Consider the following 18329-nt stretch of genomic DNA (forward strand, 5'->3'; position numbering starts at 1 on the left):
CTTTTTTGTGCCTGTTGGGTTTAGGAGCCCTATCGCCGGCAAGCGGCCCCTGTCAGCGCCAGCGCGCCATTACCTCAGGCAGTTGCGAAAGCCGCTGGATCTCGGCATCGGGTGCCCGCTCACCGGCCCAGGCCTTGCCTTGTGGGTTGAACCACACGGCCCGCAGCCCGGCCCGTTGGGCGCCGGCGATGTCATCGCCGGGGTGGTCACCCACATGCACCGCCGCGCTGGCCTCGACCTCGCCACGTTTCAGCGCCTCCAGAAACGGCGCCGGGTCCGGTTTGCCGATGCCCAGGTCCTCGGCGCACAGGGCAAAGCGGAAGTAGTCCGCCAAGCCCAGGCGGCTCACATCGGCGTTGCCGTTGGTGACCACCCCCAGGGTGTACTGGTGGCGCAGGATTTCCAGCACCGGCTGCACCTCAGGGAAAATTTCCACCTGGTGGCGTGCATGCAGGAACACTTCAAAGCCTTCGTTGGCCAGCGCCTGCGCGTGCTTTTCGCTGTAGCCGACTTCTTCCAGGGCATGGAACAGCACCCGCCGGCGCAGGGCGCTGATACGGTGCTTGAGGCCGGGCTCGGCCTGCACCAGGCGCTCGCGAATGGCGAACAGGTGTTCGACCGGTACGCCGCCGAGGATCGGCGCGTTGGCTTCGAGCCAGTCGCGCAGGACCACTTCAGCGCTGGCAATCACCGGCGCGGTGTCCCACAGGGTGTCATCGAGGTCGAAGGTGATCAGCTTGATGCTCATGAGTCTGTGCCTTTGCTGCGTTTGGCCCGGGGGTGGGCGCTGTCGTACACCGCGGCCAGGTGCTGGAAGTCCAGGTGGGTGTAGATTTGCGTGGTGCTGATGTCGGCATGGCCGAGCATCTCTTGCACCGCACGCAGGTCCTGGGACGATTCCAGCAGATGGCTGGCGAAAGAATGGCGAAGCATGTGCGGGTGCAGGTGCTGGCCCAGCTCACGCTCGCCGGCGACCTTGACCCGCATCTGGATGGCCCGTGGGCTCAGGCGATTACCCTGACGTGTGATGAACACGGCGCTGTCGCGTGGGCCGCCGATGCCGCGCAGGCGCAACCACGCTTGCAGGGCCTCGCGGGCTTTACGGCCGACAGGCAGTACGCGCGCCTTGCCACCCTTGCCCAGCACCTGCACCAGCCCGCCGGCAAGGTCGAGGTATTCGAGGTCGAGGCCAGCCAGTTCGGACAGGCGCAGGCCTGACGAATAGAACAGTTCGAGGATGGCCTGGTCACGTCGGGCAATGAAGTCGTCGTCGACGCCGCCGTCGAGCAGTTGCAGGGCGCGGTCGGTATCCAGCGTCTTGGGCAGGCGGCGCTCGCCCTTGGGCGCAGACAGGCCGCTGGCCGGGTCGTGCTGGCACAGCCCTTCACGGTTCAGGTATCGGTACAAGCCGCGCACGGCCGACAGCAGGCGCGCCAGGCTGCGCGAGGATTGGCCTTGGTGGTGCTGACGGGCGATCAACTGGCGTAGCTGCTGGATTTGCAGCGCTTGCCAGCCGGCGATGCCCTGATCGTTGCAGTAGGCAATGACCTTGTCGAGGTCACGGCGGTAGGCCAGCAGGGTGTGCTCGGACACCTGGCGCTCATTGCGCAGGTGTGCGCAATAAGCCTCCAGCTGGCGTTCCATCAGCGCACCGGACGCAGGGTCTGGGTAACGCGCGGCACGACACGGCCCAGCACTTCGGCAATGTAGCCGAGGAACAGGGTGCCGACGCTGCTCTTGTAGTGTTGCGGGTCGCGGCTGCCAATCGCCAGCACGCCGTGCAGCCCTTGGTATTCGAGGGCGGCAACGGCGCTGGAGCCGACTTCGAGGCGCTGATCTTCACCGAACAGAAATGCCAGCTCATGGTCGCGCAGGTTGCCGCTGACCGTTTTACCGCCCCCCAGCAGGCCGCCGATGGCTTGGTGCGCCTCGGCGTTGCTGACCCAGCGGCCCACTGGTGCGACGTTATCGCCGAACAGGATCAGGCTGACGAAGGGCACCTGAAACTCCTGGCGCAGGCTGTCTTCGACCGCCATCACCACTTCTTCCAGGCTGCCAGCATCGAGCAGGTCGAGGATCAGCCGGCGGGTCTTGTCGAACAGCCGGTCGTTGTCTCGCGCCACGTCCATCAGTTGCGACAGGCGATGGCGCATCTCGATGTTGCGGTCGCGCAGCAGCTTGAGCTGGCGCTCCACCAGCGACACGCTGTCGCCACGCTGGTGGGGGATGCGCTGCTCGACCAGCAGCTCGTCGTGCTCGGCGAAGAAGGTCGGGTGGGCGCGCAGGTACGCGACCACCGCCTCGGCATCGAGCTCGGTGGACTGCTGGGGTACAACCTTGGGCTGATCGGTCATGGCGGTTACTCGCTTAGAGACGAACCTGTCCTTCGTAGACGCGTACGGCCGGGCCGGTCATCAACACGGGCTTGCCGGGGCCGGCCCATTCGATGTGCAGGCGGCCACCCGGTAAGTCGAGGGTCACCGGTGAGTCCATCCAGCCTTGGCTGATAGCCGCCACGGCCGCAGCGCAAGCGCCGGTGCCGCAGGCCTGGGTCTCGCCGGCACCGCGCTCCCAGACCCGCAGGTTGGCACGGTGACGGTCGATGACCTGGATGAAGCCAGCGTTGACCCGCTGCGGGAAGCGCGGATGGTTTTCGATCTTCGGGCCCAGGGCATGCACAGGCGCGGTATGCACGTCATCGACGCGCAACACGGCATGTGGGTTGCCCATGGACACAGCGGCAATGGCGTGAACCTCGCCGTCGACTTCCAATGGGTAACTCAGTGCCTGCTCGTCGGCGACAAAGGGGATTTCGGCCGGCACCAGGCGCGGCGGGCCCATGTCGACACTCACCTGGCCGTCGTTCTGCACGTCCAGCTCGATGATGCCGCTCTTGGTTTCGACGCGGATGCGCTTTTTCGCGGTCAGGCGCTTGTCCAGCACGAAGCGGGCAAAGCAGCGCGCACCGTTGCCGCACTGTTCGACTTCGGAGCCGTCGGCATTGAAGATCCGGTAGCGGAAGTCCACTTCTGGATTGTTCGGTGCCTCGACGATCAGCAGCTGGTCGAAGCCGATGCCGGTGTGGCGGTCGCCCCATTGCTTGGCATGCTTGGGCTGGATGTGTGCGTGCTGGCTGACCAGGTCGAGGACCATGAAGTCGTTGCCCAGCCCATGCATCTTGGTGAAACGCAGCAGCATGGGCTCACTCCGGCAGCAGGCTTTCGCCAGCATACAGTTCGGCGACGGTTTCGCGGCGGCGTACTTCGAACGCCTGGTCACCGTCGACCAGGATTTCGGCGCAACGGCCACGGGTGTTGTAGTTCGAGCTCATGACAAAACCATAGGCGCCGGCAGACTGCACAGCCAGCAGATCGCCTTCGGCCAGGTTCAGCTCGCGCTCCTTGGCAATGAAGTCGCCGGTTTCGCAGATCGGCCCGACCAGGTCGTAGGCGCGGCCTTGGCCTTCGCGTGGGGTGACCGCGCTGACGCCCATCCAGGCCTGGTACAGGGCCGGGCGGATCAGGTCGTTCATCGCCGCATCGATGATGGCGAAGTCTTTGTGTTCGGTGTGCTTTAGGTACTCGACGCGGGTCAGCAGGACACCGGCGTTGGCCACGATGTAGCGGCCCGGCTCGAAGACCAGGGCCAGGTCGCGGTCGCCGACGCGCGCGCGGATGGCCTTGATGTAGTCGGCCACCAAAGGCGGCTCTTCATCGCGGTAGCGCACGCCAACGCCGCCACCCAGGTCGAGGTGGCGCAGGTGGATGCCGCAGTCGGCCAGGCGGTCGACCAGGTCCAGCAGGCGGTCGAGGGCATCGAGGAACGGCTCGACGGTGGTCAACTGCGAACCGATGTGGCAGTCGACACCGACCACGTCCAGGTTCGGCAGTTGGGCGGCACGCACGTAGATGGCTTCGGCGTCGGCGATGGCGATGCCGAATTTGTTTTCTTTGAGGCCGGTGGAGATGTACGGGTGGGTGCCGGCGTCGACGTCCGGGTTGACCCGCAGCGAGACCGGGGCAACCTTGCCCATCTCGGCGGCCACCACTTGCAGGCGCTCAAGCTCGTCGGTGGATTCGACGTTGAAGCAGTGCACGCCGACTTCCAGCGCGCGGCGCATGTCTTCGCGGGTCTTGCCGACACCGGAGAACACCACACGATCAGCACGGCCGCCAGCGGCCAGTACACGCTCCAGCTCACCGCCGGAAACGATGTCGAAGCCTGCGCCCATACGGGCCAGCACGTTCAGCACACCGAGGTTGGAGTTGGCCTTGACTGCAAAGCACACCAGGTGTTCGACGCCTTGCAGCGCGTCTGTATAGCTGCGGTACTGGGCTTCGATGTGGGCGCGCGAGTACACGTAGGTCGGGGTGCCGAAACGTTCGGCGATGGCCGACAGGGCCACACCTTCCGCGAACAGTTCACCGTCGCGGTAATTGAAAGCGTTCATCTGATTTCCTTACTGCTCTGGCGTTTGCTCGGGCTGGATAGGCTGCTCTTCTTGCGGCTGTACCGCCGGAGCGTGCTTGTGCTGATGCGACTTCTGGCTGCCCTTGCCGTCCTTGCCGTCTTCCGGCAGGTACAGGGGGCCCTTCTGACCGCAGGCCGAAACGAGGCAGGCAACCGCGACCAGCGCCGCGAGCGAGGAAATCAGGCGCTTCATGGGTGAAATCCTTTGAAATATGCAGTATTGCGCCCGAGTATACCGAGCGACCGGCGGATTGCCTATGCAAGAGCCGGTCCGCCGGGCGGGCTATTCTTGCCGCCTGCAATGGCTAATCTTTGCATTCGGCGGCAAGCGCCCGTATCTTGCCCGGCTTGCCTGTAACGCAGCCAATTTCGAGGTTCCTGCAATGAGTTTGAGCGAAGCGCGTTTCCATGATCTGGTCGACGCGACCCAACAGGCCCTGGAAGACCTGTTCGACGAGAGCGGCATGGACCTGGACATGGAGAACTCCGCCGGTGTCCTGACCATCAAGTTCGACAACGGCAGCCAGTTGATCTTCAGCCGCCAGGAGCCCCTTCGCCAGTTGTGGCTGGCGGACAAGTCGGGTGGCTTCCACTTCGACTACGACGAAGAGAGCAAGAAGTGGATCTGCGAGAAGAGCGAAGAGCTGCTCGGCGAGATGCTGGAGCGCATCGTCTGGGAGCGGGCCGGCGAGAAGCTGGACTTTGACGAGATCTGAGATGAGTGAGCAGCCGCGGCCGCCCAAGCCGCTCTACAGCAATGTCAGCGCGGCCGTGAAATCGCCGTGCATCAGCGTCTGCCGCCTGGATGAGCAGCGTGTCTGCACCGGCTGCCACCGCCCTGTGGAGCACATCCGCGAATGGCGGTCTGCAGACGACGAGCGGCGCCGGCAGATCTGCCGCGAAGCCGAGGCCTTGCGCGCACGGGCTTGAGTATTTGCCCGGCTGTGGTAGTGTCAGGTTCTGCGTCGGTGACGCCAAAGTCATCATAAACCCCGCCCTTGGGCGGGGTTTTGCTTTATTTGCCCGACGAAAATTGCCTGTTCAAAGGAGTCTGACTGGATCATGAGCACCAAGCCTTCCCTCATCCTCACCCGATTGGACGTACAACGTCTCGAGCGTCTGATCGACAGCCTCGACGAAAGTACGCCGGGTGTGCTCGCCCTGCAGGACGAGCTTGACCGCGCCGAACAGGTGGTCGGTCACGAGGACGTCCCGGCCGGGGTGGTGACCATGAACTCGCGCGTGCACTGCCGTGAAGAGGCCAGCGGCAAGGACTACCACTTGACCTTGGTGTACCCGAAGGATGCTGGGCCGGAAGGCAAGGTGTCGATCCTGGCGCCGATTGGTTGTGCCTTGCTGGGCCTTTCGGTCGGTGAGCAGATCGACTGGCCGGCGCCGGGCGGCAAGACCCTCAAGCTGAAGCTGCTGGAAGTCGAGTACCAGCCAGAAGCGGCGGGTGATTTCGACCTGTGAGCCTTGAGGGCCGCTGCGCCAAGTCTCCTGTGGCAGCGGGCAAGCCCGCTCCCATACGGCCCCGCTGGTTCATCCCCCGATCGCTGCCTGCAACTGCTCTAGCCCCTCATTCAGCGCCTGTTCCAGCTCCCGCTTGTAACGCAGGTACAAAACGGTCGCGCCCAGCTCATCACCCAGCAGCTCGGACAAATCCAGGTCGGTAATGTAGCAGCGGTAATGACCGGCGCTGCGGCGTTGCCCGATGATCTGCCGGGCGACCACGGCGTACAGCTGGTCGCCATGGTCCAGCTCGGAGAACTCCTGCTGGTCACAGTACAACGTCACCGTCACGGCACCCGCAGCACCGCCCTGGATAATCGCCTGAACCTCATAGTACGGCTGGCCGCTACCCTCGACAGGCACCAGCCGTGGCTCGATGCTGCGCGCCTTGCCCGGGCCTGACGGCAACAACTGCCCATAGTGGATATCCAGCGAAGCGGGGCGCAGGGCGTCCAGCGGCAGTTGGGTATCGCGGCGCATCAGCACCGAGCGCAGGAAGCGTTGCAGCGGCAGCAGCAGATGGGCTTCATCCTGCAATGGCAGGCGCTGTTGCCACAGCGCGTTGTACTCATCCAGCACATACAGATCAGCCCAGGCGCCTTGCAGGCGATAGAACACTTGGATGCACGCGGGCCGCCCCTGCTCCAGCACCAGGGCCAGGTCGTGGTCCTGCAGGGCATTGGCGTCCAGGTGCAGCGGGCTGTAGCGGCTGCGTTCTTCGCTCAGGTAGTCCAGCAGCGCCTCATGGTTGGCCAGGGTCGCCAGGCTTACCTGGCCAGGCAGCAACTCCAGCACATGGGTGTGCTGGGCTACCTGCAGCAGGTAGCGGTAGTTCGCCCCCTGGTCGAGCAACTGTTGCACCGTGGCGAACACCTCCTCGACCCGCTGCTCGATGGCCTGGGCGCGGTTGTGGCAGAAGCAGCGCACCCGTAGCCGGGGGCGGTGGCCGCGCTGGCCGAGGCTGTTGAGGTAATCGCGCAGGCAGCGCAGCAACGCGTGCTCGCCGTCATAGCGCTGCACCAGCACTTCGTTCCAGCTGTTGAGGGTGACCTGGTCCAGCGTCAGCACCAGGTTTTCGCGCACGCCGGCGTAGCTCAGCGAGTCGGTGCGCTCGGTGGTCATCAGGATGTTCAGGTCGCGGTGCTGGCGCAGCGGGTCGATGCCGACGTTGATCAGCAACAGGATCTCGTCGGCCACACTGGGTTGCAGCAGACGGACTTCGCTGACGGTCGGCAGCGGCAGGTCGAGGGTCTGCTGCAAGCTGCCCAGCAGGTTGAACAGCTCGAGCTCGCGCAGGTCACTGGCGCCAGGGTGCACGGCGAAGCGTGTACTGCTGTCGATGACGCCATTGCGATGGGCCCAGGTCAGCAGTTCGAGCAGCTCGCGGCAACGTTTGATCGGGCTGAAGTGCGTGACCTCGTGCGTGCTCAGGTTGCCGGTGTAAAGCTCCCAGTGGTGGCTGCCCGGCTCTTTGCGGTTGGGGGCCTGGACCAGGGTGAGGGTGCCCTCTGCCAGGTCCGGGGCGATCCCAGGGTTGATCACCTCGGTCTTGCCGGCACGGCGCTCGAAGGCGGCGTACAGGCGCCGGCCCAGCACATTGAGGTCACGCTGGTCGGCGCGGCTGCTGGCGTTGCGGGTCTGGGCGAACTGGCTGAGGAAGCGGTAGCTGTGGTTCAGCTCAGCCACCAGCTCGCGGCGTTCGACCGCGACCTGGCCAACCTTCCATTGGCTGCGGCTGTCGAGCAGGGCCAGCTGGCGCTCGTCCCAACCCCATTCGTCCGCCAGGCGCTGCAGCAATTGGCGCTGCCAACCGTTGGCGCGCACTTGGCCGCTGAGTTTCTTGTTGACCTTCAGGTACAGGCTGCGCCTGACCAGTTCGAGGCGCGCCGTTTCGCCGCGTTGTCGCAGATAGTGCTCGATGCGCCGATAGACCATCACGTAAGGGTCCAGCTCGTCGAGGTCGAGCTGGTTGGCGAACACCGCATGCTTGTAGTCCAGGCTCAAGCAGCGCACGGCAGGGTGCTCGCTGGCGTAGGCTTCGGTCAGCAGCAGTTTGAGCAGCGATTTGTAGGGCGAGTCGATGCCTTTGAACAGTTGCCACAGCCCTGCACCTACGAACTCGCCGGGGGGGATATGCGCCAGGTTGCCGAGGTCGAGCACGTCCTGGCTGCGGATGAAGCGCTTGCTGAGCAAGGTCTGGGTATAGGCACTGTAGTTGTGCTCTTCGTAGACCGGCACCAGCCACCACAGCGGCGTACGCCCAGCCAGCCAGATGGCGGTGCGGTAGAACTCGTCGAGCAGCAGGTAATGCTGGGTGGTGCCGCAGTCGTCGGAGCCAAGCTGGCCGTCCCGCTCGCCTTGTGCAAAGCCTTGCGGGTCGATGAGGAAGAAGTGTGCCTCGGCGCCCAGGCTGGCGGCCCAGGTTTCCAGCAGTTGGCATTTGCGACGCAGCTCGTTCAGCAGGTCATCACCCAGGCCTGGCGCATGGCAGACCCACAAGTCCATGTCGCTTTGTTCGGCCTGGGCCAGCGAGCCCAGGCTGCCCATCAGGAACACGCCATGGATAGGGCGCGCTGCCTGCCCCTGGCGAGCCTTGTAGGCAAACGAGCGTGCCAGCCGTTGCGCTTCGGCGACCAGGTCGTCGGCAGGCTCGAAACCGGCCACCCCGGCGGGCGTGCTGCTCGAGACATAGCCGGGCAGCAGTGGGTGGTTGACGTGGAACAGCAGCGGCAACAGCGTCAGTACCTGTTGCTGGCGCGTCGACAGCCCCTCCATCGCACGTTGCAGGCGACCTTGGTTGAGCGTCAGAAAGCGCGCACGCAAGGTCGCCAGAACTTTGCGGTCGATGCCTTCGTCCAGGTCTGGGCGGATTTCTTGGGGGTGGTTCATTGCGCGCTCGTGGCAGGCCAGTAGGGCTGCGGCGAGTTTAGCCTGAGTGAACCAGTCGGATAAGCGCTAAATCGATTTGTTGGCGTCATTTTTCCAGCGTCCTTGCGTGTGGGTGAAACCCGCCGACTCCAGCTTTCAGCCCGCTTCGGGCATGATGGGCTGCATGAGCGTAGTCTCGCTGATTTAGAGGTGTTTACGGATGCGTGTATGGATCGATGCCGACGCTTGCCCCAAGGCGGCAAAGGATTTGATCGTCAAGTTCGCCCTCAAGCGCAAACTCGAGGTGGTGATGGTGGCAGGCCAGGCGCAAAGCAAGCCGGCCTTTGCCTGTGTGCGGCTGATCGTGGTACCCAGCGGTATGGATGCGGCCGACGACTATTTGGTCGACAACGCCGAGCCTGGTGAGCTGGTGATCTGCAGCGACGTGCCGTTGGCCGATCGGCTGGTCAAGAAAGGCGTGGCGGCGCTGGACCCGCGCGGGCGCGAGTTTGACGAGCGCAACATGGGCGACCGGCTGGCGACGCGCAACCTGTTCACCGATTTGCGCGAGCAAGGGCAGGTTGGGGGAGGGCAGGCGCCTTATGGCGAGCGCGAGAAACAGGCATTCGCCAATGCGCTGGACCGGATTATCGCGCGCTTGTCCAAGCCCACCTGACGTCCACGGCTTTTGTACGCGCTTGTCTAAACCCACCTGACGTGCATGGCTTTTGTAGGAGCGGCCTTGCGTCGCGAAAGGGCCGCGCAGCGGCCCCACGATCTGCGCATCAGGCATAGATTGCCGGGGCCGCTGCGCAGCCCTTTCGCGACGCAAGGCCGCTCCTACAAAGGCAGGGCAGGCGGGGGGTTATTGGTCGCCCTCGTGGGTCAGCTCCAGCACCCGGTCTACCAGCTTGTAGATCCCACCGGCCGCTTCGCTGATCGACTTCGCAACCATGTAGGCCGGGGTCGTCACCAGCTTGCGCTGGGTGTCTTCAACGATGTCGTGCACATCGCACTCTTCATGCTTGCCCCCCATCTTCTCTACCGCAGCAGCCGTGCCGGCATCATTGCCGATGGTGCAGATCACGCCTGGGCCGTAGATCTTCGCCGCCAGTGCTGGCGAGATGCAGATCAGCCCAACCGGCTTGCAGGCATCGGCAAAGGCTTCGGCCAAGGCCAGCACGTCTGGGTTGACGCTGCAGTTGGTGCCTTCGACGGCAAAGTTGGAGAGGTTTTTCGCCGCCCCGAAACCACCGGGCACAATCAGTGCATCGAAGTCTTCGGCATTGGCTTCGCGGATGTCCTTGACCTCGCCACGGGCAATACGCGCCGACTCCACCAGCACGTTGCGCGACTCGGGCATCTCTTCGCCGGTCAGGTGATTGATCACATGCATCTGCGCGATGTTCGGCGCAAAGCACTGCACCTGCGCCCCGCGCTGGTCGAGGCGCAGCAGGGTGATCACGCTTTCGTGGATTTCGGCGCCGTCATAGACGCCACAGCCGGAAAGTATCACCGCTACTTTTTTCGTCATGCTCATTACTCCAGTGTCGAGGCGCTAAATGTCCTCTAGTTTGGCAGATGTAGCCATAGGGATTCCCGCGGTCGCGGCCTAATCTTTGTGGATAACGCCTGAGGTCGTCACCATGGACCTGATACTGCTGGCCGTGCCGTTCTTCTTCGTATTGATCGCCGTTGAGCTGGTGGCTGACCGCGTGCGTGGCCAGCGTAATTACACCCTGGCCGACGCGATCAACAGCCTGAGTACAGGCGCCTTGTCGACCAGCACTGGCCTGTTGACCAAAGGTGTCGGGCTGCTGACCTATGCCTTGGCCTGGGAGCATCTGGCGCTGCTGCGCTTGCCCCTGCAAGCGTGGTGGGTGTGGGTGCTGGCGTTCGTCCTGTACGACCTCTGCTACTACTGGCTGCACCGCCTGGGGCACGAACGCAACGTGCTGTGGGCGGCCCATTCGGTGCACCACCAGAGCGAGGAGTACAACCTCACCACGGCGCTGCGCCAGACCAGCAGCGGCTTCATCTTTTCGTGGATCTTCTACCTGCCATTGGCGCTGATCGGCGTGCCGCCCCTGGTGTTCATCACCGTGGCGTCGCTGAACCTGCTGTACCAGTTCTGGGTGCATACCCGGCACATTGCCAAACTCGGTTGGCTTGAGTGGATCTTCATCACGCCATCCAACCATCGCGTCCACCATGCGCAAAATCCTGTTTACTTGGATCGCAATTACGGCGGCGTGTTCATTCTCTGGGACCGCCTGTTCGGAACGTTCAAGGAAGAGGACCCGGCCGAGCCCGTGGTATTCGGCGTGACCACCCCACTGGCCAGCTGGAACCCGCTGTGGGCCAACCTGCAGTTCTACGCCCAACTGTGGCGTGATGCCCGGCGCACGCGCAGCATGTGGGACAAGTGGCGGATCTGGTTCATGCCCACGGGCTGGCGCCCGGCCGATGTCGCGGCGCGTTACCCGCAGGCCAAGCCGGACCTGGCGCTGTTTCGCAAGTTCGAGGTTGCCCTGGGGCGGGCGCAGCAGGCCTATGTAGCGGCGCAGTTCGTCGTCTATGTGGCCTTGGGCAGCTATTTGATGGAGGCCGCGGAGCGCGTGCCTGCCGCCGCCCTGATACTGGGCTGGTCGGTCATGGCCTTGGGCCTGTTCGTGCTCGGCGCGCTGCTAGAGAACCGGCCCTGGGCCGTGCGCCTGGAGCGGGCGCGGTTGCTGTCGAATGCGCCAGCGCTGTACCTGGCTGGCGCTCTGGGCTTAGCGGTGATCACGCCGCTTGGGTGGGTCCTGCTCCTGGCTTACAGCCTGCTCAGCGTCTGGGGCCTGAGCCAGTGCCGCCGCCTTGCGCTCCGCGCGCAGGGTGCGGAAGCGCCGGCGCAGCCAGAGCAGGACACCGAGCAACAACAGGCCGCCGAGCACCCATAGCTCGTACTTCTTCACATTGCCCAACAAGCCTTCGAGGATGGCGCCGAAGTGGTAGGCCGCTGCGCCCAGGGCCAGCGCCCAGATGGCGGCACCGAGGCCGTTGAGCAGCAGGTAGCGGCGCGGCGGATAGCCTGACAGGCCAATGGCCACCGGCATGACCGTGCGCAGCCCATAGACGAAGCGGAAGCTCAGCACCCAGATGTCGGGGTGGCGGCGGATGTGGTCCAGCGCCCGATCACCCATGGCCTGCCAGCGCGGTTTGCGTGCCAGGATCTTGCGCCCATGGCGACGGCCCATGAAGTACCACAGCTGATCGCCGGCATAGCTGCCGAAGAAGGCCACCAGGCACACCAGCTTGATGTCCATGTAACCGCGGAACGCGAGGAAACCCGCAAGCACCAGGATGGTCTCGCCTTCAAAGAAGGTGCCTAGAAAAAGGGCGAAGTAGCCGAAATCCTGCAGGAATTGTTGAAGCATTTTCTGAGGTGCTGGCGAAATGAACGCGCAGCCTACCCCTTCGCGCGCGTGGATGAAAGTGTCCAAATGTGTCTCGACGTGAACAATTCCTACAAGGACAATGCCTTCGGCCACAAGTCGCAGGCTTGCCAGTGGGTGTAACACAGGCGTCATAATGGCCGCTTATCGTCCCGCTCAATTGATGATAGGGCGTTAACGTCCTCCAGGAACGTCCAGATGAATAATGAAGTGCTCACCCCTGTCGCGATCAAGGACGCCCAGGCAGTCCCCGAAGAGATGGTGCAAACCCCGCCAGACCTGCCGCCGGCGCCAGAGCCCGAGCCTGTGGTCGAGGCCGCGGCACCGGCCCCCGCGCCGGCACCGGCGATCACCGTCCCGGGCCTTGACGACAGCAGCCTGTACATTCATCGCGAGCTGTCGCAGCTGCAGTTCAACATTCGGGTGCTGGAGCAGGCACTGGACGAGAGCTACCCGCTGCTCGAACGTCTGAAATTCCTGCTGATCTTCTCCAGCAACCTCGACGAATTCTTCGAGATCCGCGTCGCCGGCCTGAAGAAGCAGATCAATTTCGCCCGCGAACAGGCCGGGGCCGACGGCTTGCAGCCGCACCAGGCGCTGGCGCGCATCAGCGAGCTGGTGCACACCGAGGTGGATCGCCAGTACGCGATCCTCAACGACGTGCTGCTGCCAGAGCTTGAAAAACACCACATCCGCTTCATCCGTCGCCGTCACTGGACGCCCAAGCTCAAGACCTGGGTGCGGCGCTTCTTCCGTGACGAGATCGCGCCGATCATCACCCCGATCGGCCTCGACCCGACGCACCCGTTCCCCTTGCTGGTGAACAAGAGCCTCAACTTCATCGTTGAACTCGAAGGCGTCGATGCCTTCGGCCGCGACTCGGGCCTGGCGATCATCCCGGCGCCGCGCCTGTTGCCGCGGGTCATCCGCGTGCCTGAAGAAGTCGGTGGCCCGGGCGCTAACTACGTGTTCCTGTCGTCGATGATCCACGCGCACGCCGACGACCTGTTCCAGGGCATGAAGGTCAAGGGCTGCTACCAGTTCCGCCTGACCCGAAACGCCGACCTGGCGCTGGACTCCGAAGAAGTCGACGACTTGGCCCGCGCCCTGCGCGGCGAGCTGTTCTCGCGCCGTTACGGTGATGCCGTGCGGCTTGAGGTGGCTGATACCTGCCCGAAACACCTGTCGGACTACCTGCTCAAGCAGTTCAGCCTGAGCGAGAGCGAGCTGTACCAGGTCAATGGCCCGGTCAACCTGACCCGCCTGTTCAGCATCACCGGCCTCGACAGCCACCCGCAGCTGCAATACATGCCGTTCACCCCGGCGATCCCCAAGCTGCTGCAGAACGCCGACAACATCTTCAGCGTGATCAGTAAACAGGACGTGCTGCTGATGCACCCGTTCGAGTCGTTCACGCCGGTGGTCGACCTGCTGCGCCAGGCCGCCAAGGACCCGCATGTGCTGGCCGTGCGCCAGACCCTGTACCGCTCCGGTGCCAACTCGGAAATCGTCGACGCGTTGGTGGACGCTGCCCGTAACGGTAAGGAAGTCACTGCGGTGATCGAATTGCGCGCGCGTTTCGACGAAGAGTCCAACCTGCAGATGGCCAGCCGCCTGCAAGCGGCGGGTGCGGTGGTGATTTACGGGGTGGTCGGGTTCAAGACCCACGCCAAGATGATGCTGATCCTGCGGCGTGAGCAGGGCGAAATCGTCCGCTATGCGCACCTGGGTACCGGCAACTACCACGCCGGCAACGCCCGCCTGTACACCGACTACAGCCTGCTGACCTCTGACGACGCCCTCACCGAAGACGTCGGCAAGCTGTTCAGCCAGCTGATCGGCATGGGCAAGACCCTGCGCATGAAAAAGCTGCTGCACGCACCCTTCACGCTGAAGAAGGGCATGCTCGACATGATTGCCCGGGAGACCCAGTTCGCGCTCGAAGGCAAACCCGCGCACATCATCGCCAAGTTCAACTCGCTGACCGATGCCAAGGTCATCAAGGCGCTGTACAAGGCCAGCCAGTCCGGTGTGCGCATCGACCTGGTGGTGCGCGGTATGTGCTGCCTGCGGCCAGGTATTCCGGGGGTTTCGCACAACATTCACGTGCGCTCGATCATCGGCCGCTTCCTGGAGCACACCCGGGTGTTCTACTTCCTCAATGGCGGCGAGGAGCAGATCTACCTGTCCAGTGCCGACTGGATGGAGCGCAACCTCGACAAGCGTGTCGAGACTTGCTTCCCGGTCGAAGGCAAGAAGCTGTTGCTGCGGGTGAAGAAAGAGCTGGAAAGCTACCTGACCGACAACACCCATGCCTGGACGCTGCAGTCGGATGGGCGCTACGTGCGCAGCACCCCGACCGGCAACCAGAACCCGCGCAGTGCCCAGGCGACCCTGCTGGAGCGCCTGAGCAACCCGGTCCTCAACGTACGCTGAGGACGAAGCCGACCCGGGCCAGCCACTCCGCCTCGTTGGCGAAGTCGGCCTGGGTCAGCTGGTTCTGCTCCAGCCAGCCTTCTGGGAAGACCACATCGAGGCTGTTGTCGCCTGCTTGCAGCTGTACCTTCGGCATTTGCTGCGTGCCACGAATGTGGTGGAACAGGATGGCGAAGCGCAGCAGCACGCACAGGCGAATCAGCTGCACGCTTTCATCGCCGAACTCGGCGAACTTGTCCTTGGGGATATTGCGGCGATGGCCGCGTACCAGCAGGGCCATCATCTGCTGATCCTCACGGGAGAAGCCCGACAGGTCGGAGTGCTCGATCAGGTAGGCGCCGTGCTTGTGGTAGTGGTAGTGGGCGATATCCAGCCCAACTTCGTGCACTTTTGCGGCCCATCCCAGAAGATCGCGCCAATTTCCCTCTTCCAGCTTCCAGGCTTTTGCTACCTGGTCGAACGCGTGCAGTGCCTTGCGCTCGACGCGCGCGGCCTGGCCTTGGTCGACGTGGTAACGCTCCATCAATGAATTGAGGGTGCGCTCGCGCACGTCTTCGTGGTGATGGCGGCCGAGCAGGTCGAACAGCACGCCTTCGCGCAGGGCGCCGTCGCAGTGGTCCATGCGTTGCAGTTCGAGGGCGTCGAAGATGGCCTCGAGAATCGCAAGGCCTGCCGGGAAGATGGTGCGGCGGTCTGGCTTGACCCCTTCGAAGTCGATCTTGTCGACCTCGCCCAGCTTGAACAGTTTGCGTTTGACCCACGCCAGCCCTTCGGCGTTGACCTCGCCATTGCCCAGGCCGCTGGCCTTGATGGCTGCGCCGATGGCGCGGATGGTGCCGGACGACCCGATGGCTTCGTCCCAGGTCAGGCGGTGCAGGGCGTTTTCGATGCTCATCAGCTCCAGCCGCGCGGCGGTGTAGGCCTGGGCATAGCGCGCCGGGGTAATCTTGCCGTCGCGGAAGTAGCGCTGGGTGAAGCTGACGCAGCCCATTTGCAGGCTCTCGCGCAGCAGTGGCTCGAACCGCTGGCCGATGATGAACTCGGTACTGCCGCCGCCGATGTCGGCGACCAGGCGCTTACCGGGGTTGTCGGCCAGGGTGTGGGAGACGCCGAGGTAGATCAGGCGGGCTTCCTCACGGCCGGAAATCACTTCCACCGGGTGCCCGAGAATGGCCTCGGCGCGCTGGATGAATTCGTTGCGGTTGCGCGCCTCGCGCAGGGCGTTGGTGCCAACGATGCGCACCGCACCCGCGGGCAGCCCGTTGATCAGTTGGGCGAAGCGCTTGAGGCAGTCGAGGCCTCGTTCCATGGCTTCTTCGCTGAGCTTGCGCTCTTCGTCGATGCCGGCGGCCAGCTGAACCTTTTCCCCCAGCCGTTCGAGAATGCGGATCTCGGTGTGGTGGGCCTTGGCCACGACCATGTGAAAACTGTTGGAGCCAAGGTCGATGGCGGCGATCAGAGACAGGTTCTTCGCGTTGGTATGCGGCATGATCTGGATGTTCTCGGTCGTTAACCTGGCAATCGTGCCACGATACGGGGCTGTCGCCAACGCGTGGCACGCCAAGGCTTGATGCAGGGCAATGTGCCATTCGATGTTATGACACGCATATGACAGTTTCGATTCGCGGCGTCTTGCACAACTATAGTTACACTCAATCGTCTGTGACTTCCTGTAGTCAGCCTCTGCGGCTATGATGGGCCACGTTTTTATGCTTACGACCCCGGAGATATCCATGAGCAGCGATCTGATCAAACACGTCACCGACGCCACCTTCGAGGCCGAAGTCCTGCAAGCCCAAGGCCCGGTGCTGGTCGACTACTGGGCTGAATGGTGCGGTCCATGCAAGATGATCGCTCCGGTTCTGGACGACATCGCTTCTACCTACGAAGGCAAACTGACTGTCGCCAAGCTGAACATCGACGACAACCAGGAAACCCCGGCCAAGCATGGCGTGCGTGGCATCCCGACGCTGATGCTGTTCAAGAACGGCAACGTCGAGGCCACCAAGGTCGGCGCACTGTCCAAATCGCAGCTGGCCGCGTTCCTCGACGCCCACCTGTGATGTGAAAAAGCCCCGGAAATACCGGGGCTTTTCTTTTCCAACCCACTAGACGTCGAAAAAAGCAAGTGTTACATTCGGCCTCGCACTGCTTCTCCAGTGCCCCCTGCACGCCGTCGCCGACGCACTCCTAATTAGAATCTGTGCGCGATCCTATCGCCTTCTAGCGGCGCGGCTTCATTAAGCCAGAAGCTTAATCCTCCCTTCATACATGATTACGTCACTCCCCTTATGAACCTGACTGAACTCAAGCAAAAGCCGATTACCGATCTGCTGGAAATGGCCGAACAGATGGGCATCGAAAACATGGCCCGTTCGCGCAAACAGGACGTGATTTTCGCCCTGCTGAAGAAGCACGCGAAAAGCGGCGAAGAGATCTCGGGTGACGGCGTGCTGGAGATTCTCCAGGATGGTTTCGGTTTCCTGCGTTCGGCTGATGCGTCCTACCTGGCCGGCCCCGACGACATCTACGTCTCGCCTAGCCAGATCCGCCGTTTCAACCTGCGTACCGGCGATACCATCGTCGGCAAGATCCGCCCGCCGAAGGAAGGGGAGCGTTACTTCGCCCTGCTGAAGGTCGACACGATCAACTTCGATCGCCCTGAAAACGCGAAGAACAAGATCCTGTTCGAAAACCTGACGCCGCTGTTCCCCAACAAGCGCCTGAAGATGGAAGCCGGTAACGGTTCCACCGAAGACTTGACCGGCCGCGTCATCGACCTGTGCGCCCCGATCGGCAAAGGCCAGCGTGGCCTGATCGTCGCCCCGCCGAAAGCGGGTAAAACGATCATGCTGCAGAACATCGCGGCGAACATCACCCGTAACAACCCCGAGTGCCACCTGATCGTCTTGCTGATCGACGAGCGCCCGGAAGAAGTGACCGAAATGCAGCGCACCGTGCGCGGCGAAGTGGTCGCTTCGACCTTCGACGAGCCGCCAACCCGCCACGTGCAGGTTGCCGAGATGGTCATCGAGAAGGCCAAGCGCCTGGTCGAGCACAAGAAAGACGTGGTCATCCTGCTCGACTCCATCACCCGTCTGGCACGTGCCTACAACACCGTGATCCCGAGCTCCGGCAAGGTCCTCACCGGTGGTGTCGACGCCCACGCCCTGGAGAAGCCGAAGCGTTTCTTCGGTGCCGCGCGTAACATCGAAGAAGGCGGTTCGCTGACCATCATCGCCACCGCGCTGGTCGAAACCGGCTCGAAGATGGACGAAGTGATCTACGAAGAGTTCAAGGGTACCGGCAACATGGAGCTGCCCCTGGACCGTCGTATCGCCGAGAAGCGTGTGTTCCCGGCCATCAACATCAACCGCTCCGGCACCCGCCGCGAAGAGCTGCTGACCGCCGACGACGAACTGCAGCGCATGTGGATCCTGCGCAAGCTGCTGCACCCGATGGACGAAATCGCCGCCATCGAGTTCCTGGTCGACAAGCTCAAGCAGACCAAGACCAACGACGAGTTCTTCTTGTCGATGAAGCGTAAGTAAGCGTTTCAGGCTGGAATCGATTGGGGTCGCTTCGCGCCCCATCGCGACACAAGGC

The 18329-nt window shown here is 63.3% G+C and carries 17 protein-coding genes and 1 pseudogene; 8 read left to right on the forward strand and 10 right to left on the reverse strand.

The window, feature by feature from the left end; genetic code table 11:
- Window positions 1-52: 52 nt before the first annotated feature.
- The 6 genes from OO306_RS11165 to OO306_RS11190 are packed head-to-tail and all read right to left on the reverse strand — an operon-like array spanning window position 53 to window position 4663.
- The gene (locus OO306_RS11165; protein ID WP_085272188.1) at window positions 53-748 is read right to left on the reverse strand and encodes an HAD family hydrolase; all 696 of its coding nucleotides are present in this window, start codon (window positions 746-748) and stop codon (window positions 53-55) included.
- Window positions 745-1644, reverse strand: a complete 900-nt coding sequence (xerC, locus tag OO306_RS11170) for a tyrosine recombinase XerC (RefSeq protein WP_027592206.1) — start codon at window positions 1642-1644, stop codon at window positions 745-747. Before xerC ends, OO306_RS11165 begins: the two co-directional genes overlap by 4 nt.
- The gene (locus OO306_RS11175; protein WP_099430767.1) at window positions 1644-2354 is read right to left on the reverse strand and encodes a DUF484 family protein; all 711 of its coding nucleotides are present in this window, start codon (window positions 2352-2354) and stop codon (window positions 1644-1646) included. The genes xerC and OO306_RS11175 overlap by 1 nt, the downstream gene beginning before the upstream one ends.
- Window positions 2355-2367: 13 nt before the next feature.
- A complete protein-coding gene (dapF, locus tag OO306_RS11180; protein ID WP_027592208.1) occupies window positions 2368-3198 on the reverse strand; it encodes a diaminopimelate epimerase in 831 nt (276 codons plus the stop codon).
- A 4-nt stretch (window positions 3199-3202) separates the two neighbouring features.
- A complete protein-coding gene (gene lysA / locus OO306_RS11185; protein ID WP_027592209.1) occupies window positions 3203-4450 on the reverse strand; it encodes a diaminopimelate decarboxylase in 1248 nt (415 codons plus the stop codon).
- A 9-nt stretch (window positions 4451-4459) separates the two neighbouring features.
- The gene (locus OO306_RS11190) at window positions 4460-4663 is read right to left on the reverse strand and encodes a lipoprotein (protein ID WP_033693895.1); all 204 of its coding nucleotides are present in this window, start codon (window positions 4661-4663) and stop codon (window positions 4460-4462) included.
- A gap of 190 nt (window positions 4664-4853) precedes the next feature.
- Between OO306_RS11190 and cyaY the strand changes: the two genes are divergently transcribed.
- From cyaY to rnk, 3 genes are all read left to right on the forward strand, one after another.
- Window positions 4854-5186, forward strand: a complete 333-nt coding sequence (gene cyaY / locus OO306_RS11195) for an iron donor protein CyaY (protein ID WP_027592210.1) — start codon at window positions 4854-4856, stop codon at window positions 5184-5186.
- 1 nt (window position 5187) lies between these two features.
- Window positions 5188-5400 (forward strand): DUF1289 domain-containing protein, encoded by a 213-nt coding sequence (locus OO306_RS11200; RefSeq protein ID WP_265968670.1) that lies wholly within the window; start codon window positions 5188-5190, stop codon window positions 5398-5400.
- A gap of 132 nt (window positions 5401-5532) precedes the next feature.
- Window positions 5533-5943 carry a nucleoside diphosphate kinase regulator gene (gene rnk, locus OO306_RS11205; RefSeq protein WP_027592212.1) on the forward strand — a complete coding sequence of 137 codons (411 nt, stop codon included), beginning with the start codon at window positions 5533-5535 and terminating at the stop codon, window positions 5941-5943.
- Window positions 5944-6012: 69 nt separating this feature from the next.
- Here rnk and OO306_RS11210 read toward each other — a convergent pair whose 3' ends face one another.
- Window positions 6013-8871: a class I adenylate cyclase gene (locus OO306_RS11210; protein WP_265968672.1), complete on the reverse strand. Its 2859-nt coding sequence runs from the start codon at window positions 8869-8871 to the stop codon at window positions 6013-6015.
- A gap of 199 nt (window positions 8872-9070) precedes the next feature.
- On the opposite strand from OO306_RS11210, the gene OO306_RS11215 reads away from it, so the two are divergent.
- Window positions 9071-9526, forward strand: a complete 456-nt coding sequence (locus OO306_RS11215; RefSeq protein WP_027592214.1) for a YaiI/YqxD family protein — start codon at window positions 9071-9073, stop codon at window positions 9524-9526.
- A gap of 189 nt (window positions 9527-9715) precedes the next feature.
- Here OO306_RS11215 and elbB read toward each other — a convergent pair whose 3' ends face one another.
- A complete protein-coding gene (gene elbB / locus OO306_RS11220; RefSeq protein WP_099430764.1) occupies window positions 9716-10384 on the reverse strand; it encodes an isoprenoid biosynthesis glyoxalase ElbB in 669 nt (222 codons plus the stop codon).
- A 112-nt stretch (window positions 10385-10496) separates the two neighbouring features.
- Here elbB and OO306_RS11225 point away from each other — a divergent pair.
- Window positions 10497-11123, forward strand: a pseudogene (locus tag OO306_RS11225) (sterol desaturase family protein); the annotation flags it as partial.
- Between the two features lie 501 nt (window positions 11124-11624).
- On the opposite strand, the gene OO306_RS11230 reads toward OO306_RS11225, so the two are convergent.
- Window positions 11625-12269 carry a DedA family protein gene (locus OO306_RS11230; protein ID WP_177323866.1) on the reverse strand — a complete coding sequence of 215 codons (645 nt, stop codon included), beginning with the start codon at window positions 12267-12269 and terminating at the stop codon, window positions 11625-11627.
- Between the two features lie 216 nt (window positions 12270-12485).
- Between OO306_RS11230 and ppk1 the strand changes: the two genes are divergently transcribed.
- On the forward strand, window positions 12486-14723 hold the full coding sequence (gene ppk1 / locus OO306_RS11235) for a polyphosphate kinase 1 (RefSeq protein ID WP_099430762.1): 2238 nt from the start codon (window positions 12486-12488) through the stop codon (window positions 14721-14723).
- Here ppk1 and ppx read toward each other — a convergent pair.
- The gene (gene ppx / locus OO306_RS11240; RefSeq protein WP_099430761.1) at window positions 14710-16212 is read right to left on the reverse strand and encodes an exopolyphosphatase; all 1503 of its coding nucleotides are present in this window, start codon (window positions 16210-16212) and stop codon (window positions 14710-14712) included. The genes ppk1 and ppx overlap by 14 nt on opposite strands.
- Before the next feature lie 244 nt (window positions 16213-16456).
- On the opposite strand from ppx, the gene trxA reads away from it, so the two are divergent.
- Window positions 16457-16786, forward strand: coding sequence for a thioredoxin TrxA (trxA, locus tag OO306_RS11245; RefSeq protein WP_009684153.1), 330 nt, complete (start codon window positions 16457-16459; stop codon window positions 16784-16786).
- Between the two features lie 228 nt (window positions 16787-17014).
- Window positions 17015-18274, forward strand: coding sequence for a transcription termination factor Rho (rho, locus tag OO306_RS11250; RefSeq protein ID WP_003253661.1), 1260 nt, complete (start codon window positions 17015-17017; stop codon window positions 18272-18274).
- Window positions 18275-18329: the final 55 nt, after the last annotated feature.

The sequence above is a fragment of the Pseudomonas sp. DCB_AW genome (assembly GCF_026240895.1).
In the GTDB taxonomy this organism is placed as follows: Bacteria; Pseudomonadota; Gammaproteobacteria; order Pseudomonadales; family Pseudomonadaceae; genus Aquipseudomonas; species Aquipseudomonas kermanshahensis.